Origin of the sequence: Porphyromonas catoniae ATCC 51270 (genome assembly GCF_000565015.1) — a bacterium.
Classification (GTDB): Bacteria; Bacteroidota; Bacteroidia; order Bacteroidales; family Porphyromonadaceae; genus Porphyromonas; species Porphyromonas catoniae.
This window is the reverse complement of the sequence record NZ_JDFF01000025.1, coordinates 135294-160680: the sequence shown is the minus strand read 5'-3', so window position 1 is coordinate 160680 and position 25387 is coordinate 135294. Positions and strand designations below refer to the sequence as shown.

The window sequence follows — 25387 nt, the reverse complement described above, 5'->3', positions numbered from 1 at the left end:
TAAGTAAAGAGCAGAGGGGTGAAGAGGGAAAGGGATATGGGTAATCCACTCCCGCTATTTACCCCTCGAGGGAGAGCCTTGCAAGGGTCAAGTAAGCAACCCTTGCAAGGACTCCTAAAGCAATCCTAGCAAGGGTCTCTGGGTAACCCTAGCTAGGGTTTCGTGAGAAGGGTGACAAGCACCCGTGGTAGAAGGGATGAGGATATGGGCTACTTCAGTTCCTTAACGGTGAAGCCAAGCCACTTATCCCCCGTGAGGTTATAGCTAGCCTTGTCGGCAGGCGAGACGTAGAGTACAGGCGAGATCATGCCGTGGAAGGTCACACTGCCGTCCTGAGGCATATCATCCTTGTAGGGCGTCATATCTACCTCGGGCTTTGCACCAAAGAGGAGCGTTATGGGCTTTTCATATCGCCCTTCGAGGACGCCACGCCCGATCTTCTTGACCTTAGGTAGACTGAGGTAAGTGATGCGGATGGGGTTCACCGCGCCAGAGCTATTGAAGGCAAGCGCACCAATAGTCTCAAGGGCGGGGAAGTTCAAGGTAGAGAGTGCTCCATTACGCTCAAACACGAGTTCGCCAACCTTCTTGAGCTTGGGGAAGTGAGCGAACGTGAGGCTACCACATTCACTAAAGGCATTATTTCCGATCTCCTCTACTCCTTCGCCGTAGATGACTTTGAAGTTTTGGAACCGACCGCTAAAGACCCCATCACCAATCTTCTTGATACTGCTCGGCAGGATGAGTACCCCATTACGTCCAAGCCCCACAAGGGCATTGTTATCCTTAATCCGCGTAAGTGTCCCACCCTTCACCTCATACTTGGAGGCCTCAAGCGTCTCTGGGATCTCAATCCCATCAAGCCGTGCAAAGTGGTGACGTGCGATATACTCTAGATAGACGAGGTAATTAGGGTTATTCTTGGGATTAAAGACGAGTACCTTGTCCTCGGGTGTACCCCAGAAGGCATCCTCTGCCGTGCCCATGGAGGGGTCTGTCTCATTGATAGCGAAGGGGGGATGTTGCTCTGCTCCGAAGTCGACCTTCATAAGAGACGAGCAACCCTTAAAAGCTCCTGCTCCGACCTTCTTCACACCCGGGATATGCACCTCTTTAAGGTGTGTATTGCCAGCAAAGACACCAGCTGCGATCTCCTTCACTCCATCTAGGCGGACAATCCCATCGGAGGGTGTCAGGCTCGAGGGATAGGAGGTCAGTACGCCGTCCTTTATCTCCTTACCAGCGGATAGCACTGTGCCGTTAATCGAGCGGAAGCCATGCTTGAGGGCGAAGTCCTTGTAGGCATCGACCTTGTCAGCTGGTACGTTAAGAGCTTTATCCTCTGGTGTCCCAGAGAAAGCATCATACACCGTCTCGGGGACAGTTGCCCCGAGGGTGAGCGAAGTGAGGGATGAGCCCTTGAAGGCCGAAGCCCCAATCTTCACAAGGGCAGACGCCTCAACCTTCTTCAGCGTCTTATAGCCTTCAAAGACCTTAGGTGCTATTTCCTTAACGCTGGGGAGGCTCACAGTGCCGTCCTTTATCTCCTTCTCGGGATAAGCCGTAAGTACGCCATCCTTAATGACGATGCCCGACTGAGGATTTTGGGGATTTGGCTTAGGGTCTGGACTCTCCTTGCCTCTACAGGAAGCAAAGAGTCCTAGCACCAGGGTAAGCCCCAGTGCTAGGATGATCTTATTTGCTTGCATAAATGCTTGTTTCAACGGGATTATACTAGGTCTTACTTGCCCTGCACCTCGAAGATGCCTAGCCACTTAGTACCGGTTCCGAGGTATGTGCTCACTGCACTAGCGGGGACAATGACCTTAGGTGCGGGGTTCTTTCCCTTGAGGGCTGCATCCTCAAATGTAGAGGGGAGCGCCCCTGATGGTGGAGTAGCTCCAAGCTCAATCGTCTTAATGCTTACCTGAGCATTAAAAGCACTTGCACCGAAGCTCTCTGCCTTAGGTAGGACGATTGTCTCTAGCTGTCCGTTATATCCAGCCCTAAAAGCATCCTGAGGAATGACCTTCAAGAGAGGGAAGTTAATCGTTGTAAGAGCTGAGGACTTATAGAAAGCACCTACTCCGATTTCCTCAAGTAGGGGTGCATCGAATGTCTTTAGACCTGCACAGTTAAAGACACCGCGGATTCCGATCTTCTTGAGCTTAGGGAAGGATGCCGTCTTTAGCTTTGAGTTATCAGCAAAAGCTTTTTCACCAATCTCTTCGACGTTAGGACCAACGAGGTTGATTACCTGGGCACCGCGTCCGAAGGCATTGAAACGAATCTTGGTAATATAGCTAGGAAGGGTGACTTGCTCTTTACGAGGCACAGATGCTGGCCATTTCACCAAGGTGTTGCCCTCAACTACAACTCCATCGGGAAGGGTAGCTAGCTCCTCTCCATTGACGGTCTTGAAGCCATGCTTCTTTGCGAAGACTTGATAGTCACCAACCTTGTCCGCTGGTACAATAAGATCCTTTGTGTTAGGTGTGTCCATGAAGGCATCATCTGCTACTGTGGGAACAGTTGCACCAAGCTCCACCTTCTCAAGGCTCGTACATCCCTTGAAGGCTTTTGCCTCTATATTCGTTACATGTGTGGCGTGTAGCTCCTTCAGCTGCGTCTTCCCTTCGAAGACACTTGCCGCTATGCCCTTGACATTCTCTGCTAGGGTGAGCTTACCATCAGCGGGAAGGAGTGCCTCTGGATACTCTTTAAGGATACCCGCCTCTATGAGAATAGTAGGCACGGCCTTACCATTAATGGTCTTGAAGTGATGCTTAATGGCAAAGTCTCGGTATGCATCAGCCTTGTCCGCTGGCACAACGAGATCCTTGGCATCAGGTGTATCTACGAAGGCATCATCTGCCACCGTAGGGAGTGTTGAGCCTAGGGTAAGAGAGACAAGCGCAGATCCCTTAAAGGCCGCAGCCCCTATCTTAGTAAGTTTGGGAGCCACTACCGTCTTGAGTGTCTTATAGTTCTCAAAGACCTTGTCTGAGACCTCTGTCACATCGGTGAGCTTCACTGTGCCATCCTTGATTTCCTTCTCGGGATAAGCTGTGAGTACACCATTAGTAATCTTAATGCCCGACTGAGGCTGAGGAGTTGGTGTTGGAGAGGGGTCATCCTTACTGCGACAGGACGACAAGGTGCCGAGCGCAAGGGCAAGCCCAAGCGCAAGAAAAGACTTGTACTTGATCATAATTAAGATTTGTATGGTATAGCCCTCCCTGACCTAGATATTAGGCCAGGGAGAGCTATGGAAGTGATTTACTTGACGAGAGACCCGTCGTTCTTCAGGTTGGTAAAGCCCGCACCACGCTGTGGAAGGAGGAGCTTGAGCGTCTTGGGGTAAGAGAGATACTCTTGTGGTACAAGACCAGAGAGACGATTACCAGAGACAGCGAAGAGTACATAGCCAAACTCTGGGAGCTCCGCTATATGCTTCATTCCTTTCGCATCTGGCACAAACTGCTTGATACGTGCTGGGAGGTGTCCCTCGAGGTCATTATCACGAAGGTCTACCCAGATGAGGTTGGGCTGCTGCGCACCACCTAGGTCAGCAGGGATGATCCCAGTAAGCTTATTCCCATTGAGGTAGAGCTGATAGAGCGACGTTAGCCCCGTAAGAGCTGCGGGGATGCGCCCAGAGAGCTGGTTGTGCTCTAGGTTAAGGATCTGAAGAGACTTCAGGTTACCCAGCGATGCAGGTACCTCACCCGATAGCTGATTGTAGCTAAGGAGCAGGTTACGTAGCTCTGGCAGACTACCTAGAGAAGAAGGAATAGCTCCCGAGAACTTATTCTTACCAGCAGAGAAGTAGACGAGCGACTTCAGTCCACCGAGTGATTCGGGGAGTGTACCCTCGAACTGACAGCCATAGAGAGCCAGATACTTAAGCTCCGTAAGATTGCCTAGCTCCTTAGGAAGCTCTCCAGAGAAACCCTGGAAAGAAAGGTCAATGTAATGTGCCTTCTTGAGATTACCTATCTCCTTGGGCAGAGAGCCTGATAGTGTCTTGAGGTTTGGACGATGCTCCTTAGCTGTCTTGGGGTCACCATCCCACCACATCGAGAGGTCATACTGACTGTTGCTCAGGTCTAGGGTATCGATCTTCGTGAGCTTACCGATGGCGGCAGGGAGCTCACCTGTAAGGCTGGTGAAGCGAAGACGCAGAGAGACAAGTCGCTCTAGGTTAAAGAGGGACTCAGGCAAGCTACCAGTAAGGTCCCTATTGTACTGTAGGTGTAGACGACGAAGAGCCGTGAGCTGACCGATTGAGGCGGGCAACGTACCCTTGAGCTGATTCGCACCAAGGTAGAGCCCTACGACACGAGGCTGACCCCCGACTTGATCTACATGCACACCATACCATTTGGATAGTGGCTCCTCCGAGAGCCAGAAGTTCGTATGATGCCAGTTATCACCCTTCGTGGCTTGATATAGGTCAACGAGGGCAAGACTATCGCTACGAAGCGACCCCGAGATAGCGGGTTCCTCTTCTTGGGCTGCGTTACGAGCCCCAGCTGATGTCTTGGACTGGGAGGTCTGTGTAGCTGTGGGCTCACTTGCCTCCTTGTTACAGCTTTGGAATACTCCACCAAGGGCAATAAGAGCCAAGGCAGAGAGGAGTGTTTTCTTCATTTGAAGATTCTTCTTTATAATTAAGTTATTGAACTATACAGGCGTTGACCCCATTGGGGTTTACGATGCAAATGTACAACTTCTCATGGATTCGCTTATGCACCAGACCGCATTTCTTCATTTCCCATCCTTATATTTTCTCTCATCCATTACTGCAGCACTGCGCCCCCGGGGTCTTAAATCCTCCCATACACATAAAAAGCTGCATTAATAAATGCTAATTTGATGAAAAGGGGAGGGTTTTCAGATGGCTTACAACCCACGTTCGTAACCTACTAATAAACAACCCATTATAAACACACCAAGAAAGACCTCAGCGAGTTACCATAACTCGTCGTGACGAGTTATGGTAACTCGCTAAAAAGACTTATGGTAACTCGTTGCAAAAAGTTATGGTAATTCGTCCGAGCGAGTTATGGTAACTCGTTAAGGCACGACTTATAGTAACTCTCCTAAATCCCTTAACACCCCTTTTACATGGCCTCCTATTGCCCTCCAATGAGGACTTTTGATGCACCATATCAACATCACATCACACATCATGGAGACCAAAACCGCATTGTGGAGTGGACATCACCCTAGCCTCTACGACCCGTGTTTAGCTGATGAGTAGCTGATATTGTGTAACTTTGTCGTTTGTGACTAGGCAACTATCACAAGACCGACAACGTGACGTTTTATAATTAGTATTAAGGATAACTGGCAATAATGGCACAGCAAGAAGACCTTTTCAAAAAGGTAATCGCCCACTGTAAAGAATATGGTTTCGTCTTCCCCTCCTCTGAGATCTATGATGGCCTCGGTGCTGTATATGACTACGGACAGCTAGGGAGCGAACTAAAAAATAATATCAAACGCTACTGGTGGGAGGCCATGACACTCCTTGCTCCCAATGTCGTGGGGATCGACTCGGCGATCTTCATGCACCCCAAGATATGGAAGGCATCAGGCCATGTCGACGCCTTCAATGACCCTCTCATCGACAACAAGGATTCTAAGAAGCGTTATCGTGCCGATGTACTCATCGAAGACCACCTAGCTAAGATTGAGGAGAAGATCAATAAGGAGATTGCTAAGGCTGCTAAACGCTTCGGTGAGAGCTTCGACGAAGAGCAATTCCGTGCTACCAACGCTCGTGTGCTCGAGTACCAGAAGAAGTGGGACGAGATCCACACACACTTCAGCGAGGTGATGAATGCAACCGATCTAGAGGGGCTTCGTCAGATTATCCTAGATTGTGAAATCGTTTGTCCTATCAGTGGTACGAGGAATTGGACAGAGGTACGCCAGTTCAACCTGATGTTTGCCACCGAGATGGGCTCCACCGCAGACGGCGCAATGAAGGTCTATCTACGCCCAGAGACGGCACAGGGGATTTTCGTAAACTTCCTGAACGTACAGAAGACAGGACGTATGAAGATTCCCTTTGGGATCGCACAAATCGGTAAGGCATTCCGCAACGAGATTGTCGCACGCCAGTTCATCTTCCGTATGAGGGAGTTTGAGCAGATGGAGATGCAGTTCTTCGTTCGTCCTGGCGAGGAACTTAAATGGTTTGATTTCTGGAAGGATCTTCGTCTGCGCTGGCATAAGGCTCTTGGTCTTGGCGATAAGAAGTACCGCTTCCATGACCACGAGAAGCTCGCTCACTATGCCAACGCTGCTACGGACATTGAGTTTGAAATGCCCTTTGGCTTCAAGGAAGTCGAAGGTATCCATAGCCGTACGGACTTTGACCTGAAGCGTCACGAAGAGTTCAGCGGTAAGCGTATGCAGTACTTCGACCCTGAGCTAGGAGAGAGTTATGTCCCCTATGTAATTGAGACATCAATTGGCGTAGATCGTATGTTCCTTAGCCTTATATGTGGTTGCTTCGAAGAGGAGGAACTCGAGGGCGGAGAGAAGCGTGCCGTACTGCACCTACCTGCAGCACTTGCACCCGTCAAGTTGGCTATCCTCCCACTCGTCCGTAAGGATGGTCTAGATGACAGGGCACGAGAGATCTACGATACGCTTAAGTTCGACTTCAATTGCCAACTCGATGAGAAGGACTCCATCGGGAAACGCTATCGCCGTCAGGACGCTATCGGTACACCCTACTGCGTGACTATAGACCATCAGACGATGGAGGACAATACCGTTACGCTACGACATAGGGATACTATGCAACAGGAGCGTGTGGCCATCTCCGATCTTTTCTCTAAGCTCAACGAAGCAACATCACTCAAGAGCCTACTGCGTCAAATATAAATACACCCCACCTCTATGCTTCGCAAACTTGCTCATACATTTATCCTAGGGCTTGCATCCCTCTTCGCACTCTCTAGTTGCAACGATACAATAGATACGCAGCAGCAACGACGGGAGGATAACGAAAAGGCTTTCCGTAGCTTCCAGGGAAAGTCTGGCTATTCACGTGTCTCGATCCCTGGTATCTATGGTGATAACTACATATATATGAAGTATGTCACCCGTGGTACCGGTACTGTGAAACCCATCGCAACAGATAACGTACGTCGACAGTACACCGGTTATCTGACTACCGATTGGGTAAAGGATGGAAATGTGGCAGAGTACTTCGACTCCAACGCTAGCAAGACAGTCATTGATCCATCAAAGGTTAGTGGTGACATTATAGGTATGGCCATCGCTCTGCAGAACATGGTCGTAGGTGATGATGTAGAGGTTGTCATCCCTTGGTATCTAGGCTATGGTGCTGCGAGTATTAGTAGTATTCCCTCATACTCTAGCCTATTCTTCAAGGTCAAGCTCGTAGAAATCATCAAGTAATTCACTCTAATAATCCTATATGCATATACTCATCTCGAACGATGATGGCTTCCGTGCCGCAGGGATTCAAGAGCTCGCAGAGGCGATGCTCCCCTATGGTGATGTGACCATTGTCGCCCCCGATGGACCCCGCTCTGGTTTCTCAGGAGCAATCACCACAACCCAACCCCTTCGACTCAAGCATCGTCATACAACAGGCTCTCTCGAGGTATATAGTTGCGAAGGTACGCCTGTCGATTGTGTGAAGCTCGCACTCAATACAATCTTTGCCGATACTCGCCCAGACCTCGTACTCTCAGGTATCAATCACGGGAGCAACGAGGGTATCTGTGTGAGCTACTCTGGCACACTAGGTGCTGCCCGTGAGGGTTGCATCTACGGCATCCCGTCACTTGCGGTATCACTCGATGATACGGCATGGCATCCCGACTTCACCGACTCCATAGACTATACAAAGAAGGTCGTAGAGCTAATGCAGCAGACGAAGCTACCTCATCAGACCATGCTCTCGCTAAACGTCCCTAAGGATAAGCCCAAGGGACTGAAGATCTGTCCTATGACCGTTGGACGCTTCGTCGAAGAGTTTGTAAACAGTCAGGACGGTAGAGGTAAGGAGATCCATTGGATGACGGGCTACCAGATCCCTACAGACGAAGCTGATAGAGGAGACTGGCACTACCTACGTGAGGGCTGGGCAACGCTCACACCTCTCCAGCTCGATACGACGAACCATAGCTACATCAGTGAGCTACGTTCGCTTGCCACAGCTGGCAAATAATCTCTCCGCATGCGCTACTTCCTCATCGTAGGCGAAGCCTCGGCAGACCTGCATGCCTCCGCACTCATCCGTGCGCTGAAGGCTCGGGATGCAGAGGCTTCGTTTGCGTTCATGGGTGGCGATAAGATGCAGGAAGCCTCTGGTGTCCGTCCCGTAGTACACTTCTCATCTGTGGCTTTCATGGGTTTTGTGAACGTGGTGAAAAACCTCCGTACCATCACCCGAATAGGCAAACAGGTACAAGAGGCTATCCTTGCCTTCAAGCCTGATGTTGTCATCCCCGTAGACTTTGCCGATTTCAATCTACGCTTTATCCTACCCTTCACTAAGAAAAATCTTCCCAAGACCAAGGTCATTTATTACATTCTACCGAAGCTCTGGGCTTGGCGAAGTAGCCGCATCAAAAAACTCCGCAGGTGGGTAGATCATGGCCTCTGCATACTGCCCTTTGAAGAGGCCTATTTCAGAAGTCATTCGCTCCCCATTACCTATGTGGGTAATCCTTGTACAGACGCACATCTCAGTTATCTTGCCTCACACCCCGAGGAGGTCCATCGTGATAAGCTCATTGTACTCGTCCCTGGTAGTCGCAAGGCTGAGTTGAAAAATAACCTCCCCACCATGCTCAGTGTAGCGAAGGAGTTTCATACCAAAGGTTGGCAGAGCATCATCGCGGGAGCTCCTGGATTGACTGATGAGGACTATACACCCTATCGTACGGGTTATGAGGAGATACCACTTACTTTCGGCGATACCTACGGACTCATGCGCCGTGCTTCACTTGCTCTCGTTACCTCAGGCACGGCTACCCTAGAGACAGCCCTCTGGCACACACCGATGGTTGTCTGCTATCGTATGGGTGGGAGTAGCCTTGTTCGTTGGCTCTTCAAGCACTTTTTCTCCGTACGCTTCTTTTCGCTAGTAAACCTCATTCTTGATCGAGAGGCTGTACCTGAGCTCCTCGGTGACCAAATGAATGATGAGAAGCTCCGCACCCACATCATTCAGCTACTCGATGAAGATAGCTCCGAGCGCACCAATCAGCTCAATGCCTTCGCCCAGATAGATGAACTGATGGGTCAAGAGGAGGCAGCCGACCGAGCTGCCCTTAGGCTTCTTAGCCTCATTCGCTAAAGCTCCAGCATTTTTAGCCGTATAGAAGGTCTGTTTCAGCTTTGTCTGAGACAGACTTATTCTTTTCATTGGGTCTCATGTAATCTTTTGTATTCATATTCGGATGAGTTACCATAGATCTCCTCCCAACGAGTTACTATAACTCGTCCAATAAGAGTTGTGGTAAGTCGCTAGAGAAAGTTATGGTAACTCGTCACAACGAGTTATGGTAAGTCATCATGACGAGTTACCATAAGTCGTTTCCCCTCCCTTTTGTAAGTTTATATATCGCTTATAAAGAACAAGTTAATTTATTGATATTTAAATGGCATGAAGGCTTTACCCAGCTCTCCATGTTTACTTCTTTCATACACATTACCTATATCTATCTTGGTACATCTGATGCCCCTGTGGGTAAACTGGGGATAGCCGTTGGATAAGTGAGGGATAACTAGACTGGTGCAGAGAAAGCACAAAGAGCAAATTCTCCAACCTCCTAGCTCATGTAGATAATTTGAGAACTTGTCCCATGTCTATTCACTTCACTCCCTTCTCTTCCACCTATGAGGATGGGTACAAAGCGTGGACAAAGAATAAATATAATTTTGAGACTCCTACAAATCAATACTTTAATGAGGTGTATAGTCCGTGCATAACCTGAATTAAACCTTAGGGACAAGTAGGTGCATAGCTTTTTTCTCCCTCCTTCATCTAACTAACTTACCCACTTTACCCACCGCTATAACAACAACAAAGTATAGACAGAAAATAATTTATTTCCATTCTTTACCTTAATATTATGTGCGGTGGATAACGGGAGGATAGAAGTAAGATAGGAGCGTTTTCTAGCTAATTTTCTTCTTGTTGTTAAGGTAGGGGTATATAAAAAGAGTGTCACCGAGGAGAGACTACCCTCGGTGACACTCGGATACGTTACAGTGGCTCTTAGCGCGCTGTATATTGTGAGAGGTTATTTCTCTCCACGACGCTTGCGGATGACATGACGTACCTCCTCGAGCTTTTCTACACGCTTTAGACGCTCGGGCTCTGTCTCGGTGAAGAGCTCTTCGTGGTCGGCAGGACGTACGTAGGCTAGTGCTTCACCCTTGCGGACATTAGCACCCTGAGCAACGACTTCGCTGAGGCGACCCGTGAAGTTGGAGATTACGGGTTCAAAGTAGCCTGCAGTCGTCTGGATGTAGCAGAGGGGTTCATTGGTCTTGATAGCTGTACCCACTGCAGGAGCCGTAGAGTAATCCTCAGGATCTACCTCCCAGATGATCTGACCAGAGGCAGGAGCACTGATAGGCTCTGTGCCTTGACGCTTAGCCTTCAGAGCATCTTCTTCGCTATAACCTTGCTTAACGAGGGCAGCCGTCTTGGCCTTATCTAGGTCAGCCTGGAAGCGTTCCTTGGCTACGCCACTCTTGTAGTCACGATACTGTGACTCGTGCATGGCGAACTCGAAGAGCTCTTCGTCGTCTTCCCCAAGTTCCCAGCCATTCTCTTCCATCTCCTTGCGGAACTTGTCGAGGGCATCGGGATAGTTGAGCTGTGGGTCTTCGGTTGTGAACTCCAGACCCTTTTCCTTAGCTAGAGCGATGATCTCTGGATCGAGCTTACCAGGGAGCTGTCCTGACTTACCGAGGATCATACCCCAGGTATTGTTGTCGATAGCTTCCCAGCGACCCTTGCCGATGGTGAGGTTGTAGACGTTCATCAGGGCCACGTTCTTCACATACTGGCTGAATGGTGTTACCAGTGGGGGATAGCCGAGACGTGGCCATACATAAGCTACTTCGTCGAAGAGTCGTACGAGGAGGTCATCGACAGTAAGCTCCTTCTCTCCCTTCTTTCGTAGATGCATGTTGATACCAGCATGTACACCCTTTAGGTCAGCCATCATGGAGCCCATCATACCACCGGGTAGTCCACATCCTACGAGGAGGGAGGAGGTCAGTAGGTTAGAGCGGTCCATGAAGTAGCCAAGGAAGTCATCGATGAACTCCTGTGTGAGGGCACGAGCACGCATATAGGCGTCCATGTTGATCTCTGCTACCTTGTATCCAGCGTCTACGAGCATCTCACGGATGGTGATGACGTCTGGGTGGATCTTACCCCAAGAGAGTGGCTCCATAGCCACATCAATGATATCGGCACCGTTATCACATACTTCGAGCATGGAGGCTACGGAGAAGCCAGGGCCAGAGTGACCGTGGTACTCGATGACGACCTTGGGGTGCTTGGTCTTGATGGCCTTGACGAGCTTACCGAGGAAGCGAGGGCGACCAACGCCTGCCATGTCCTTGAGACAGATTTCAGGAGCACCGGCAGCGATGAACTGGTCTGCTAGGTCAGCGTAGTACTCTACAGTGTGTACAGGCGAGTGAGTAATACAGAGTGTTGCCTGTGGGATCATACCAGCCTCCTTGGCGTACTTGATGGAGGGGATGACGTTACGTGGGTCGTTAAGTCCGTCGAAGATACGAGTGATGTCTACGCCTTGAGCCTTCTTGACCTTGTACATCAGGCGACGTACGTCGGCAGGCACGGGGAACATACGCAGACCGTTGAGTCCACGGTCGAGCATGTGGGTCTGGATACCCGCTTCGTTCAGGGGCTTAGTGAAGGCACGTACAGCCTTGTTGGGGTTCTCCCCATAGAGGAGGTTCACCTGCTCGAAGGCACCACCATTGGTTTCTACACGAGCAAAGCAGCCCATCTCGACGAGTACGGGAGCGATACGCTCAAGCTGATCCTTACGGGGCTGATATTTACCCGAGGACTGCCACATGTCTCGGTAGATGAGGCTGAATTTGATTTCTCTCTGTTTCATAAGAGTTGATCGTTGTTTTAGGTATTTATTATTTACTATTCTCTGTTGTATTATGGAGTGAAAGCATGTGTAGCGTGTGTAGCCACTGTAGAGCGATAAGACCTGCTGTCTCGGTGCGTAGACGACTCTCCCCGAGGGTGACAGGGACGAATCCCGTACGGATAGCCTCCTCTAATTCCTCGATAGTAAAATCTCCCTCTGGCCCTATGGCGATGAGTATATCCTGCTTCGGAGAGAAGGCACGATCTATCGTCACTCGCTCAGGACTCATGCCCTCACGACAATGAGCAATGAGGCGTATGGGTTGCTTTGCTTCGCTGAGGAGATCGGCAAAGTTTATATCGGTACGTAGGGCAGGGAGGAGTGCTTTCTGTGACTGCTTCATCGCACTCTGTACGATGCGCTCTAGTCGCTCCTGATTGATATGCTTACGCTCGGAGTGCTTGGTACGAAGGAGGATAATTTCGTCCACACCTACCTCTACCATTTTCTCAATCATCCATTCGATACGATCTACGCTTTTGGTGGGGGCTATGGCAACACTCCAGCGTCCTGACCAGTACTTGTTCCAGATCTGCTCTCTAGTGATTGAGACGAAGCAGTGACGGCGGTCTACAGCAGTGACGATGGTCTCATAGAGCATACCCTGACCATCGGTAACGAGCAGTTCGTCGCCGATAGAGGTGCGTAGAGCCTTGATAGCATGTAGGGCCTCAGCCTCGGGCAGCTGCTGTTCCTCTCGCAGCTGGGGAGCGTAAAAGAGTGGTAGATCCTTCATCCAAGCATCATGTCCATTTACTCTATCAAAGTTAGTCTTTTTGTAGCAAATGAAGGAGATAGGTGATGGTCAAAACATAAAATGAATACGAAGGAAGGAAAATAATAAGTAGTGGATGAAGGTGAAATATCAATTACGAGCTTAGAGAATAGAGAATAAAGATGAGCTGATAGGGCAGAAAATAGAGGAAAAACACAGAGCTTGAATAATATTCATAAATACCTTATTATGAATAGTATATAGAGCATAAAAAATGAATAAGAAACGAGTTACCATAAGTCGCTACAAAGAGTTATGGTAACTCGCAATAACGAGTTGTGGTAACTCGTTGCCACCTTTCGTAAGCCCTGTATTTAGGGTATTTGTGAAGGCTGGAAAACTAAAGTATACAGAAGGGGAGAAGATCTGAAAACTAACAAACAAAGAAGTAGCCATTAGGAGCGTCATCCTAGTCTATGGACTGTGAAGATGAGCTTAACCTAAGGGCTACTTCTTCGTTCTGTTGAGCAACTACTCCCTATGCATCGAAAGGGAGTAAGTGTTGCTCTATATGTACTCTGAGTACAGAGATACAGGTAGCTTGACCCTACCTGAGTAAGAGGTTGTTACTGCTTCTTTGCCCAATAGATGGGGACAAACACTCCATCCTTACCACCGAGAGCCTGAAGAGCAGAGGTATAACCACTCTTGTTACCTGCAGATATGACTGAAGGTAGAGACACACGCTGTGGGTAGAACTCAATAGAAACGGTTTCGTAATTAGTCTTTGTGAGCTGCAGCATGTTATCCAGAGGTTTTTCTACAGCAGGCGTCTCAAAGAAAGGCAGACCAAGACGACGATGATCGCTCCAAGTCTCTAGAGGGAGCCATGGAGTGTTGGCTATGAACTTCTGCGTGATGATCTTCGTCAAATGGTCGTTCATTGCCTTCTTATAGAGTCTACTCTTTGCCTCTGGATAGCGGTAAGTATAGCTTCCTCGCTGTTTCGTATAGCCATCGACATAGCTCATGGTAACCGTGGGAGAAGGCTCGGTAGTGTGATCCCAAGCTACCGAAGTACCCACACGATTATATGCCTCGGAGGAGAGATATTCATCCACGAAGTCTGCGCCATGATAAGCGAAGCTGGCCTTGATACCTGCCTCGTAGGCTGCTTTACCTGTCATGGGGACAGTCCAGCCACGTTCAGCTGCCTCGGCGATGAGGAAGTATGTCTCCCATTCAGGGAAGAAGATACGCTTACTCGTACTGTTTCTATACTTGAGCGCAAGACGAGGCATAGCACCGATGTTCGAGAGATCGTTGATGGCATTGAGATCTCCCCACGAGCCAGAGACGAAGGCATTCCAAGTAAAGCGTGCATCTATCTTTACGAGGGTTGTCTTCTTTTCATCATTGTTCTTGAGTTCGTACTCTGTCTTCTTTACCAGACCTAAGTTCCAAGAGGGATAGAAGCAGAACTGTGGGTTCAGCGTATCCCCCGTAACGATGAAGGTCTTATAAGCACGTGGGTCAATCGTGGCTGGGAGACCATCGAAGTAGAAACCGCGCATAGGGTCAGTGGTCGTCAGAGGTAGATGCTTGTCGTAGCGAACACCTAGGTAGTTGTCTGCCTTGATGTGTGACTGATAGCGAGCATCCTTTAACTGACGTGCGGTGGTGATGCCCCCGAGACCAACGGTGAGGTTATTATAGGTAGCAGATAGATTCTGCGCATTCCACTCACGGCTCATTACCCCTGTTAGCTCATCCCAACCATCCTTCTCTACGATCTCGAAGCGATTAGATGCATTGAGGATAGCTCCTGCAGCTACAGCCTCCTCGAAGTGGGACTTTGCAAGTGAGGGTTCTACCTCCGAGAGGCGCATAGATAGTCGCATACGTAGCGAATTGGCATACATACGCCACTTTGTAGCATTGTAGCCATAGGCATGGTCAAGGTCCGTGACCTCCTTGTTGGTTGATGGGCTGGGGCTGACGGAGGTCTTCAGTACCTCAGAGGCTTCCTTTAGCTCATTAAGGATGAAGGAATAGGCTTCTTTTGCACCTACGTATTTTGGGTTTGTTCCTTCGTAGCCTTCTATAGCAACGACCCCAAACACGTCACAGAGCTCTGAGAGCATGTACGCACGCCAGACACGAGCCACTGCGAGTAAAGTCGTCTCATAGGGCTTGGCAGAGCCACTCTGTATATTCTCCTTAGCGAGTGCAATGGCTTGATAGATGGGATTGAGAGACTTCGTGGTCATACGGCTATAGTAGTCCGTGCTCCAATCGTTGTTCGTTGCCCCGATGGTGAGAGAACCTTCACGCTGCTGATGCCCCGCATTTTTCCAGTAGCGAACGAAGGCACGCTCTGCGATATGTGGGTCTTGCTGTGCCGTTATGATGGCTTGGTTAATCAAGTACTCTGTACGTACCTGATCCTTACTAGCCACTGTAGGGTTGGTATTTACCTCATCGAAGTCCTTACAAGAGCCGATACTGAGGATTGTAAGCAGAGAGAGCCCACTGATGAGGCTATTCATCTTATTCATGATCAATATCTATGATTAGGCTAGAAGCCAAGAGTGACATTAAATAGTACGGAGCGTGTAGAGGGTGAAGAAGCGAACTCATAGCCCGTTGCATTCGTACCCGTTGCGAAGACAGACTCAGGGTCTACACCATTCATATAGCTCTTAATCATCCATACATTGTTGCAGGAGACACCGAGCTTGACGCGAGTGATTGGGGTCTTCTTTAGGATACTGCTGGGTAGAGTATAGCTCAGTGCTATATTACGCAGGCGAATACTTGTAGCACTGAATATATTAGCTTCGCTGATCCCGAGGTTAGGATTGCTTCGGCTCGAGATAGCACTCCAGTAGTCTTGAGGTGTTACCTCGGTGGTGTTTGGCTCATAGACGGTCTTACCTCCTACTTGCTTAGCTACGGCACCATCGACAACGAACTTTCGGCGACCATTTACAGCGGTGTTTGCTGAGGAGCCGTTAGCTTGTAGGGCATGGTTTGTACCAGAGAACATCTTCCCGCCGATACGTGCATCGATGAGGAAACTTAGGTCAAAGCCCTTGAAAGAAAAACTATTCGTAAGACCCGTGAGTAGGTCAGGCTGTTGGTCACCAAGCTTCTTAGTCTCGCCTGCTAGTGGTAGTCCGTTTTCATCGGTGAGTATCTTACCGTAGAGGGGACTGTTGGGGTCCTCTACGCGCTTAAAGGTACTGCCCCATATTTCACCATACTTACCACCTTCTCGGGCGAGTATCTTGAGGTTCTCATAGGTGCCTAGCTGGTACTCTGTAACAGGAGAGTTGCTAGCATCACCTGCGTAGAGCTTGATGATTTTGTTCTCGTTGTGGGAGAGATTGAGCTGGGCATTCCATTTGAAGTTGTTGCTACGTATTATGTCTGCCGTAAGCATGAGCTCAATACCTTCGTTCTGGATATTCCCAGCATTGATCATCTTGCGTTCATATCCACTAGCTGGGTCCATCGGTAGCTCGATGAGCTGATTTGTAGCATTGGACCGATACCAAGCGAAGTCAATACCCAGTCGATTATCGAAGAAACGAAGTTCAGCACCTACCTCATAGGACTTGATCAGCTCACTACGCACCTTATCATCATAGAGCGTATTGTCTACGCTCGCTATTGTACCGCCGAGTGGGTCTTTCTTTATGTTGTAGGTGCTGTAGAGTTGGTATGGCTCGAGGTCATTCCCTACCTGAGCCATTGAGGCACGTAGCTTAGCAAAAGAGATCCACTCTGGTAGACGTACATTCCCCTTACGCAGTAGGTCGGAGAGCACGACTGATACGCTGAGTGAAGGATAGAGGAAGGAGCGGTTTGCCTTAGCTAGTGAGGAAGACCAGTCATTACGTAGCGTCCCGTCGAGGAAGAGATAGCCATCCCAATTGAGCTGAAGTGTACCATAGAGGGAGTTAATCTTCTTGTGGCTGAAGGTCTCCATGTTCTTTGGTCGCTCTAATCCATTATTGAGCGAGAAGATATTCTTTATGACCAGCTGATCCACCCAAGCACGAAGGCCTGTGAGTCTACGCTCCATGAGGTTACCACCGAACGAACCAGATGCTCCCAATTTATCGAAAAGGTTATCCTTGTGTGCAGAGATGAGGAAGCTGTAGTTATTCTCATAGAACTTTACCTGCTCCGTTTCATACTGTCCTCCACCCTTAGCGATTGGAGAGCCAGCGTAGGTCTTACGCTCTACACGTGTAGCATACTGGTCAGAGCCTACACGCAACTCTGCGTCTAACCAATCAGTGACCTTATACTTGAGAGCTGCACTAAGGAGGAAGCGGTCACGCGTGTCACTATTTAGGTTGTACTTACTTGCCCAGTAGGGGTTTGTTTGACTACCCTCTCCATACCAGCGCATATTACCATCTGCCGTACGTGGATCAGAGAAGTCTCGGATGTCCATACTACGAGGCAAGGAGTAGATCGTGTAGAAGGCATTGGAAGCATTTGATCCATTCATGGGCCTATTCTGTACGAAGGTGCGGATGTACTGCACCTTTGTATCTGTACTCCATCTATCGCTAGGGCCGAACTTGGTTGTGGCACGCAGCGTGAGGTTCGTACGTCCGAGTGAAGCACCAGGGATGTGACTCTTGTTGTCGGTGCGTGTCAGAGAGGTGTAGACAGATGTACGCTCATACATTTGAGAGAAGGCGACGTTTTCTGTCAAATCAATGCCAGACTTGAAGTAGTTCGCCACATTATCGTATGCTTGCATACGTGCCTTCGATCCATCCCATTTTGTATACTCTTGTCCCTCGATGCGAGGTCCCCAGCTTGTGGTAGCATTGTCCTTATAGCCTCCACTTGTTCCCTGTCCGAACTCATTCTGTAGCTTAGGTACCATGAAGAGACTTTCTACACCAACAGAAGAGGAGATTGTAACCCCGAGACCGTGGTTCTTTCGTCCGCTCTTTGTGACGATTTGGATGACCCCATTACCTGCACGTGAGCCATAGAGAGCAGCTGCAGAAGCACCCTTCAGTACCGTCATGCTCTCAATGTCCTCGGGGTTGATATCGCCAAGGCCGTTCCCCATGTCGGTACCAGGGTTCCAGAAGTCGTTGTTGACCTTACCTGTTTCTTTACTTAGTGAAGCCCCAGTGGTATTATCCATGGGCACGCCATCTATGACGATCAGAGGTTGGTTACTCCCCGAGAGCGAGCTACTACCACGAAGAACGATCTTCGATGAAGAGCCAGGGCCACTTGCTCCCTTGAGGATTTGAATACCAGATATTTTACCTGAGAGTGCATTTGTGATATTAGGTTCGCGTACGGCCATCAGTTGGTCACCCTTGACTTCCTGCATAGCGTAGCCAAGAGCTTTACGTTCGCGCTTGATCCCTAGTGCGGTAACGACGACGTTGTTTAGCGTGGTCGTTGCATCCTCGAGAGTCACCTGAAGGGAATTACCCGTCCACTTAACGGTCTGGGACTTATATCCCACACACGAGATGACGATCTCTGCACCAGTCTTGACCCCACTGATGGAGAATGTCCCCTTCAGATTGGTCAGTGTACCTTTGCCTGTTCCCTTTACGAGGATGGAGGCTCCAGTGATAGGCTCACCTTGAGTATCCTTGACGAGCCCAGTGAGGGTGCCGTTCTGTGTCTGTGCCTGTACGGTACTTTCGGTAGCCGTAGAGACACTAGTACGGTCTAAGGCGAATAGCGGTAGGGAAGTACTTAGGAGTACAAGGCTACCGATTGTCTTAATGCGTTTCATATAGCTTCATATCAGTTTTATGATAAAAGGGTGCAGTAAAGGTATGGATAATTTCGGTACGCACTCCTGCGGTGAAAATCGAGCCGAATACTAGGTGGTCACATCCTCTCTAAGCTAGATTAGCTCTCCCCTCTTTTTCTCATTTCCCAGCCACTCTATCCCTTCCCTCTCCCGCCTTGATGCTCTCCTTCTCTCACCCTTGATATAAGTATCAGCTCCTGTGTCTCTCAAAGACTCTAGAGTTTTCACTCAACATCTCTAGTTATTTCATTTCGTATCTCTAGAGTTTCTTTTTGCAATCACTGGAGACTATTATTTTCAATTTGGATACTGCTTTTAGGCTAATGGAAGTGGTTGGTAGAGCATCCCTGTCTCTCTCTCGGGAGGAACAGTCACTCGAGAGGGCGGAGAATACCTCGCTAGATGGTAATGCCTATCTGAGTGTTCTTCTCCATGAAATGACAAGAATTATAGACTCTGTCCTCTTTTGGGTAGACTGAGGGATGTATGGCTAAGTATCTTTACCTTTGTGGTGAAAGTTTAGCACAGAACATACATACCTATAATCTTGTAATACGATTTCCAACTCTAAACAACGAACGTGTATGCAAAAGAAAGTACTTTACTTCCTTGGAAGCATCTTCCTGGTGGGCTTCCTTATCAACCTCTGTTCAGGAGAAAGCAAGAAGGGCACCACATCTGCTGACAGCACCCAAACCAGCACATCAGCACCCTCTAGTACCTCGAGTCAAGAAGAAAGTAAGTATAGCTACTCGGAAAAGGTAGATGAGATGACTGATGGTAAGATCAAGTTCGCTAGCATCACTAGTGATAACACCATTGAGCTTGAGTTCCCCTATGGCGACTGTGTCCTCACCTACACCATTCGAAAGAGTTCGAAGGGAGATAATGATGTCTTTCTTAGAATCTCAAGTGGTCAGTTTATCGGCGATGAATTCACTGGGAATAACTATGTTACTGTTCGTTTTGACAGTCTCCCTGCTACCAAATACTTCTTCGTGAACGCCTCTGATGGAAGCACTGATGTTGTCTTCCTAAAGAATGTGAAGGACTTTATTGCTAAGGCTAAACAAGCCAAGGAAGTTAAGATCGAGGTCACACTCTTCGATGCAGGAAGCAGGCTCTTCCGCTTCTCTACTCCCGAGCCACTAGTCTGGGATTAAACACCATTCTGGGATAAAGGCCCTTTATCCGTAAAAGCAAGTCGCCCTGCTAGTGAAGAAGTACTAGCAGGGCGACTTGCTATGTCTTTATTGAAAATCTTCCGTGATGTATCATCTATTTTGCTCATAAAGAACCATATATACCGATACTCAGGTGCAGCCTTGGAGGGACGAGTGCTTTCTCTTCTTGGACATGCTGTACCGAACTATATAGAATTGAGTACAAGAGAAACGGCCTCTCACTCTGTGTGAGAGGCCGTTTCTTTAGGTAGTAGCAAGTTCCTTTTTCGTCCGTTTCTTAAACTTCCGCTTGAAGAAGAGGTAATACCCAGTCAAGGGAAGAGAAGCACCAAAGAGCGCAGCTAGGAAAGCTAAAATGCGTGTTGTGAGTCCTCCCCATGCTCCGATATGCACGGAATATATCCAGCCACGGATTGTCTTATCCTTCTTTAGATCTTGATAGAGCTCAACCTCTTTTATTTCACCTGTCTCCTTGTCGAATATATAGGTATCAGAGGCGAAGACATTACCAAGAGCATTAAGCGTACCCTGTGCTTTGTCCTCGGAGATACTGATCTCTCTATACTTAGTAGAGCGAGAGGCGACCGCTAGGTAAACCTGATCCCAAAGTAAGTAGGTTGTGGGGGCCTTAGCTATCATAGTATGGGCAGGGAGATCCTTCCCTGTGGAGCCGTGAGAGTGCCTCTCTCTTCCTTTGGCTTCGTGCTTACCTGCTTTGCCCTGCTTACCGTGAGGGGCATCCTTTACTTCGACACCAAAGACTTTATAAAAGCCATTTCGGTACCATTCAAATGACCAAGTAAGTCCCGTCAATGCCATAGCAAGTAGAAAGATCAAGGCGTAAACGCCCCCTACGGTATGTAAATCGAAGAAGAGGCGGTGAAGACCATGACGGAAGGAAACCTTGAACCGTTTACCAAGCCCCTTGAGTTTGCGTGGCCACCAAGTGAGTAAACCCGTGAGTAGGATAATCACAAATAATAGGGTACTTGTCCCAACAACAACACGCCCCCAGAATATTCCGTCCTGTCCAGGCTTCATGCTGTCTAGTAACCATCGATGTAGGCGGAATACTACCGAGAAGAACGGTGAGCGATCACTTCTTCCTTTGATTTCCGCTGTGTGGGGATCGATGAGTACACCTGCTCGACGCGGCTTGCTAAGCTGGATCGTATAGGGGCGATGTACGTCGATTGGGATTGAGACTCCTGTAATCGAGACTGTGTCTGGTAGCGTAGAGGCGACTTTGTCTATGAGTACTGAGAGGGGGAGGCGTGTAGTATCTACCTCTCGGACGGTGTAACGCTCCCGATAAAAGAGTTCGGTGAGTTCCTTCTCAAAGACTAATAATGCTCCAGAGAGACAGGTAATAGTAATGATGAGCCCGAAGGGAAGTGAGAGCCAGATATGAATCTTCTTAAATGGCTTGCGCATAGTGATAAGCAAAAAGAGAAACCATGATCAGTGATAAAACTCCCGTACGTCTCACCTTGTAATAAGTACGTACGGGAGTCATTGGTGGTATTGTATCCCAGAAGGGATATACTAACCCTGCTCGTGAGGTTAGTGCTCTCTAAGACGACCCACCGAAGAAATCTCTGTTGCCTCTACCTCTAGACCTCGGGTAGCTTGGCCCGTGGAGAGATTAATGACATAGATAGCGGGCTTGAGACTACTCATCACAGGGAGATAGGCACGCCCATCCTCTAGATAAGGTCTACCGCCAAACTTCTTCACACCAGCTGGTAGCCCCGTGACATTGATAAATCCACCTGTCTTAGCATTAAAGATTGCTAGCTGTGTAGCATACTCTTGGTTGGTAAGTTGGTCTAAGCTCTTGTCATAGAGGTACAGGATAAATTGATCATTACCAACAGGGAAGACATGCTGGAAGCCTCTATTACCCGTAAGGTTATCTAGGTTGTAGTAGTAATCTGTATCGAAGGTCTCTGTCCCCTTTTTGATACGTACCACGCCTGCAGGGAGTGTTGTCTTCTGTCGAGCATCTCTCATGCTCTTTGCGAAGCTGGGGGAGAAGACATAGAGATCACCCGAAGAGGAGGGCCAGATCATTTGATGATACTGTGACTTAAATCGCCCTGCTGGATAGCTAATCTTATCGGTCTTGATAACCTTCTTCGTCTTCAGATCCTTATCAGAGAAGATAGCGACATGGCACTCATTGGGATACTGTGTCCATTGGAGTTCACCACGCTTGTAGGAACTACTCTTCTGTCCCCCATCCTGAGTCTTGACGAGATCTTCATTCCCCTTCTTAACCCACTTCCCAGACTTGTAGGTATCACCATCCCATACGGCATCTACGTTACCTCCATATTGGCTTAGTCCCATAGGTATAACACCTGAGTAGAGCTTGCCATCGTGCTCTAGGAGACCACAAAGCGTAACGTATTCACCATTGCCGAGGAAGTTCTCTGCACTGAACTGCTCTAGCTTGGTATCATTATTCGTCTGTGTCTCTGCTGGGGCATTGAGATAAGAGAGGAGGAAGTATTGAGGGAGGTAACCAGAAGCGTCTGCCTTGGTTTTTGGACCTATACCCGTAGAGCAAGTGATGAGGAAGTCGCTGAAGGTACCGTGGGTAGTAAAGCGATTGCCTTGGAACTTCTTATTGCGCTCAACGAGTGTGCCATTGCGTAGGATGTAGGAGTTCGTTGAAGTCTTCCCTCCTTGGTGATAAGCAATGCTATAGAGATAGGTATTGTCTTTGAGGTAGATGAATTCACCTCCCCCATCAGTTTGCTTACCTCCAGTATTACCAGAGAGCGAACCTTCGCTGAGGATTGTCGGAGTAAAGAGCATCGTTGTGCTGGCACTCCCCGATGCTTGGATCGTCGCTGTTACGATGTAGGTGCTTGTCTTACCCGAAGGATTGGGAGGTGTAGGCGTAGGATTGTCTGACTTGCTCCCGCAAGAGGTGAGGAATAGAGCACAGGCCATGAGGCTAAGTGCATCCTTGAGATATGAATTGTACTGCATGATAGTTTATATAAAATACTTGTTTCTGTATGCTTATTTTAGTGTCCGAGGTGGATACGTAGCTTTGCGTAAAGCGCACGACCAGCCTTCTGTAGGCTATAGTTATCGTAGAGTCTCTCATCCGTCAGGTTACGACATTCGAGAGACAGGGCATAGCGATTGTTGCTCAACCCTAAGGTGAGGGTAAGATTGTGGGAGAGTTGTGTTGGGATCGAGTAGTCACGTGCGTTTATACCTAGTCCCTCTGAGTAGAAAGTAAAGCTCTTCACGTACTGATTGTCGTAAGTGAAGCTAAGAGCTGTCCCCTTACCGAGGAGGTGCTTCCTACGAAGAGTTACATCAATCCCCCCAAATGAATATGGGAGGTTGGGCATCCTAAGTCCATAACCTGCATTGATGAGCTGCCCCCCTTGGCTGTGTTTTTGATTGTCTCGTACATCCATCAGCGTGTAACTACCGCCAAGGCTGAGCCATTTATCATAGTCGAAGCGTAGGGAGAGATTGATTCCTTTAGTTAGTACTTTCCCATAATTGACATAGACGCCACCGTAGTTCCCTCCTCCCATGCTCGAGACATTACGTTGTATATAGTCTCTTGTGTCACGCCAGATAAGTCCTGCCTCAATGAGGAGCATCGACTCTTGGAGGTGTTGTGCCCAGCTCAGATTGAGGTTGATATTATGGCTGCTTTCTGGACGTAGACCTATTTTCCCGGTCTCTAGATCGGTGTCTCCAAAGATCTCTGTCGAGGTAGGTAGGCGATAGGCCTTTTCATAAGAAATCTTAGCTTGCAAGGGACGAAGGAGCTGAGCTGATACTGCAAGCCCGTAGCCTAGGTAGTGGTCGCTACGTGTTGTCTCGGCAAATTGCCCTTGTAGAGGATCAGTGGCTATTGCCCCCGTGATGTGCTGCGCATAGTATTTACCGAAGAGAGTAGCATTCCATACGCTATCTGGGCGATACTGGGCAGAGAGCCCTGTGATGTTTTTTATCTCTTGATCGGGAATAGGTGAGGTGGATGCACGGCGGGCTACGAGGGAGGTACTGCGCCGAGAGAAGGAGGTGAAGTTATGATGTAGGACGAGTGTGTACCGATCCTGTGGGCGGTACTTGATGCTCGCACTAGCTGTCCAGTTATCCTCATTGGAGCGTGTGATCCCGTAGCCCTGCTCTCCTGGGCTATTTCGCTCTGTTCGCTCTCCCCTCCAGTTATATCGGTAGGAGGCTGTGTCTACCAGAGTGTAGCTACCTCGTGTATAGCCTGCTGTGAGCTGTATATCCATGCGCCCATCGAGGAGCTGATCCTTCGTGTACTCCAGAGAAGGTATGAGATTATAGCCATATCTATGTCGCTCCCCGAACACGATATCTTGCCGTACACCTGCCTGTATGTCTTTGTAGACGTGGGCGTATTTCAAACCGAATAAGAGACGGCTTGCCCAAGGCTTTCGGATGAATCCGAGCTTTCCGATGATGGCTTCGTTGTGGTATGTATCGTGGAAGCGCCGGACATGCTCTACTTTCGTTCGGTCGATACCTCCATTGATCAGATCTTCGACAGGGGTATCAATCCAATAGTTATTCTTTGAATAGTTCTGAAAAGCATTAAGCTCAAAGGAGAGACCATTCTCAAGTGTTCGTCCCAGAGCAAGGGTGGAGCGATGGGTTTGGAATGAGCCGTAGGAATAGGAGGCATCGAGATACCAAGGCCTGTGCTTCCTCGAGGTAACAATATTAATTACTCCTCCAATAGCATCTGCCCCGAAGTCTACGGGCACAACCCCTCGATAGACCTCAATACGCTCGGCATAACTAACGGGTATATTATTTAGGCTAAATGAACGACCGACGCCCTCCTGCGGTACGCCGTCAATGAAAACCTTGACATGACGACCTGTGAAACCATCCAGCGTGACATTCATATCGGATCCGACACCGCCTGTCTCACGTACCTTTACACCAGGTGCTCGTGAAAGGGCGTCACCCAGATTCTTGTTCGTTGAAAGGAAATCCTGGGTATTAATCGAGACTGCATTGAATGCTGTATGGCGAAGCCTCCCCACGCCACGAGCAACAACCTCCACGCTACGAAGCTGAAGGCTCTCCCCCTCGAGTACGAAGTCTCGAGTATACGTAGTGCTATCGGAAAGGGTTATCTCGACTATTTGCTTCTTGTATCCCAGAGAAGAGATGATGAGCGTATGGTGTCCTATGGGGAGTGATAGCTCGTAGGCACCAGAGGCGTTAGCTGTACATCCACGACGCTCCCCCTGCACTGCAATGGTAGCAAAGCTAAGTCCCTCTCGATCGGGGGAGTAGATATGTCCCTTAATAAGCCCAATACCTTGGGCAAAGAGAGGAGAGGCAGAGGTATATAGGCTACCCAATGCCACGATGAGGAATAAAAATATCTTTTGCAAATGAATGCAGATAATAGAATTCAAAACAATCTTTTGCAAAG

Annotated in this window: 15 protein-coding genes; 5 read left to right on the top strand and 10 right to left on the bottom strand. The window is 48.8% G+C overall.

Features of this window, described 5'->3' with window-relative positions; genetic code table 11:
- Positions 1–209: 209 nt before the first annotated feature.
- The 3 genes from HMPREF0636_RS08110 to HMPREF0636_RS08100 all read right to left on the bottom strand — a co-directional run bounded on the left by HMPREF0636_RS08110 (position 210) and on the right by HMPREF0636_RS08100 (position 4653).
- Positions 210–1724 (bottom strand): leucine-rich repeat domain-containing protein, encoded by a 1515-nt coding sequence (locus tag HMPREF0636_RS08110; protein ID WP_248616904.1) that lies wholly within the window; start codon positions 1722–1724, stop codon positions 210–212.
- A gap of 17 nt (positions 1725–1741) precedes the next feature.
- A complete protein-coding gene (locus HMPREF0636_RS08105) occupies positions 1742–3211 on the bottom strand; it encodes a leucine-rich repeat domain-containing protein (RefSeq protein WP_044169693.1) in 1470 nt (489 codons plus the stop codon).
- 68 nt (positions 3212–3279) lie between these two features.
- Positions 3280–4653, bottom strand: coding sequence for a leucine-rich repeat domain-containing protein (locus tag HMPREF0636_RS08100; RefSeq protein ID WP_044169692.1), 1374 nt, complete (start codon positions 4651–4653; stop codon positions 3280–3282).
- 708 nt (positions 4654–5361) lie between these two features.
- On the opposite strand from HMPREF0636_RS08100, the gene HMPREF0636_RS08095 reads away from it, so the two are divergent.
- From HMPREF0636_RS08095 to lpxB, 4 genes are read left to right on the top strand one after another with little or no spacing between them, the layout of a single operon-like run.
- The gene (locus HMPREF0636_RS08095; RefSeq protein ID WP_044169691.1) at positions 5362–6903 is read left to right on the top strand and encodes a glycine--tRNA ligase; all 1542 of its coding nucleotides are present in this window, start codon (positions 5362–5364) and stop codon (positions 6901–6903) included.
- Between the two features lie 15 nt (positions 6904–6918).
- Entirely contained in the window at positions 6919–7443 is a 525-nt protein-coding gene (locus HMPREF0636_RS08090) for a BamJ family beta-barrel-assembly machinery protein (protein WP_044169690.1), read from the top strand.
- A 19-nt stretch (positions 7444–7462) separates the two neighbouring features.
- Entirely contained in the window at positions 7463–8221 is a 759-nt protein-coding gene (gene surE, locus HMPREF0636_RS08085; RefSeq protein ID WP_005467958.1) for a 5'/3'-nucleotidase SurE, read from the top strand.
- Positions 8222–8230: 9 nt separating this feature from the next.
- Positions 8231–9355: a lipid-A-disaccharide synthase gene (gene lpxB / locus HMPREF0636_RS08080; RefSeq protein ID WP_044169689.1), complete on the top strand. Its 1125-nt coding sequence runs from the start codon at positions 8231–8233 to the stop codon at positions 9353–9355.
- A gap of 949 nt (positions 9356–10304) precedes the next feature.
- On the opposite strand, the gene HMPREF0636_RS08070 is transcribed toward lpxB, so the two are convergent.
- The 4 genes from HMPREF0636_RS08070 to HMPREF0636_RS08055 form a co-directional block, all read right to left on the bottom strand.
- The gene (locus HMPREF0636_RS08070) at positions 10305–12170 is read right to left on the bottom strand and encodes a hydroxymethylglutaryl-CoA lyase-like TIM-barrel protein (RefSeq protein WP_044169682.1); all 1866 of its coding nucleotides are present in this window, start codon (positions 12168–12170) and stop codon (positions 10305–10307) included.
- Between the two features lie 28 nt (positions 12171–12198).
- Positions 12199–12948 carry a 16S rRNA (uracil(1498)-N(3))-methyltransferase gene (locus tag HMPREF0636_RS08065; RefSeq protein ID WP_044169681.1) on the bottom strand — a complete coding sequence of 250 codons (750 nt, stop codon included), beginning with the start codon at positions 12946–12948 and terminating at the stop codon, positions 12199–12201.
- A gap of 605 nt (positions 12949–13553) precedes the next feature.
- The gene (locus tag HMPREF0636_RS08060; protein WP_044169680.1) at positions 13554–15485 is read right to left on the bottom strand and encodes a SusD/RagB family nutrient-binding outer membrane lipoprotein; all 1932 of its coding nucleotides are present in this window, start codon (positions 15483–15485) and stop codon (positions 13554–13556) included.
- 20 nt (positions 15486–15505) lie between these two features.
- Positions 15506–18721 carry a SusC/RagA family TonB-linked outer membrane protein gene (locus HMPREF0636_RS08055; protein ID WP_044169679.1) on the bottom strand — a complete coding sequence of 1072 codons (3216 nt, stop codon included), beginning with the start codon at positions 18719–18721 and terminating at the stop codon, positions 15506–15508.
- 605 nt (positions 18722–19326) lie between these two features.
- Between HMPREF0636_RS08055 and HMPREF0636_RS08305 the strand changes: the two genes are divergently transcribed.
- Positions 19327–19905 carry a hypothetical protein gene (locus tag HMPREF0636_RS08305; protein WP_052328801.1) on the top strand — a complete coding sequence of 193 codons (579 nt, stop codon included), beginning with the start codon at positions 19327–19329 and terminating at the stop codon, positions 19903–19905.
- A gap of 264 nt (positions 19906–20169) precedes the next feature.
- Here HMPREF0636_RS08305 and HMPREF0636_RS08040 read toward each other — a convergent pair whose 3' ends face one another.
- From HMPREF0636_RS08040 to HMPREF0636_RS08030, 3 genes are all read right to left on the bottom strand, one after another.
- Complete coding sequence (locus HMPREF0636_RS08040; RefSeq protein WP_044169677.1) at positions 20170–21360, bottom strand: PepSY-associated TM helix domain-containing protein; 1191 nt, start codon at positions 21358–21360, stop codon at positions 20170–20172.
- Between the two features lie 129 nt (positions 21361–21489).
- Positions 21490–22926 (bottom strand): DUF4374 domain-containing protein, encoded by a 1437-nt coding sequence (locus HMPREF0636_RS08035; protein WP_044169676.1) that lies wholly within the window; start codon positions 22924–22926, stop codon positions 21490–21492.
- A gap of 38 nt (positions 22927–22964) precedes the next feature.
- Positions 22965–25346 carry a TonB-dependent receptor gene (locus HMPREF0636_RS08030; protein WP_248616903.1) on the bottom strand — a complete coding sequence of 794 codons (2382 nt, stop codon included), beginning with the start codon at positions 25344–25346 and terminating at the stop codon, positions 22965–22967.
- Positions 25347–25387 lie beyond the last annotated feature (41 nt).

Excerpts from the sequence above, each read along its gene's own strand:
- HMPREF0636_RS08105 (WP_044169693.1), bottom strand. The coding sequence starts at position 3,211 with ATGATCAAGTACAAGTCTTTTCTTGCGCTTGGGCTTGCCCTTGCGCTC.
- HMPREF0636_RS08100 (WP_044169692.1), bottom strand. The coding sequence starts at position 4,653 with ATGAAGAAAACACTCCTCTCTGCCTTGGCTCTTATTGCCCTTGGTGGA.
- HMPREF0636_RS08095 (WP_044169691.1), top strand. The coding sequence starts at position 5,362 with ATGGCACAGCAAGAAGACCTTTTCAAAAAGGTAATCGCCCACTGTAAA.
- HMPREF0636_RS08090 (WP_044169690.1), top strand. The coding sequence starts at position 6,919 with ATGCTTCGCAAACTTGCTCATACATTTATCCTAGGGCTTGCATCCCTC.
- surE (WP_005467958.1), top strand. The coding sequence starts at position 7,463 with ATGCATATACTCATCTCGAACGATGATGGCTTCCGTGCCGCAGGGATT.
- lpxB (WP_044169689.1), top strand. The coding sequence starts at position 8,231 with ATGCGCTACTTCCTCATCGTAGGCGAAGCCTCGGCAGACCTGCATGCC.
- HMPREF0636_RS08070 (WP_044169682.1), bottom strand. The coding sequence starts at position 12,170 with ATGAAACAGAGAGAAATCAAATTCAGCCTCATCTACCGAGACATGTGG.
- HMPREF0636_RS08065 (WP_044169681.1), bottom strand. The coding sequence starts at position 12,948 with ATGAAGGATCTACCACTCTTTTACGCTCCCCAGCTGCGAGAGGAACAG.
- HMPREF0636_RS08060 (WP_044169680.1), bottom strand. The coding sequence starts at position 15,485 with ATGAATAAGATGAATAGCCTCATCAGTGGGCTCTCTCTGCTTACAATC.
- HMPREF0636_RS08055 (WP_044169679.1), bottom strand. The coding sequence starts at position 18,721 with ATGAAACGCATTAAGACAATCGGTAGCCTTGTACTCCTAAGTACTTCC.
- HMPREF0636_RS08305 (WP_052328801.1), top strand. The coding sequence starts at position 19,327 with ATGCAAAAGAAAGTACTTTACTTCCTTGGAAGCATCTTCCTGGTGGGC.
- HMPREF0636_RS08040 (WP_044169677.1), bottom strand. The coding sequence starts at position 21,360 with ATGCGCAAGCCATTTAAGAAGATTCATATCTGGCTCTCACTTCCCTTC.
- HMPREF0636_RS08035 (WP_044169676.1), bottom strand. The coding sequence starts at position 22,926 with ATGCAGTACAATTCATATCTCAAGGATGCACTTAGCCTCATGGCCTGT.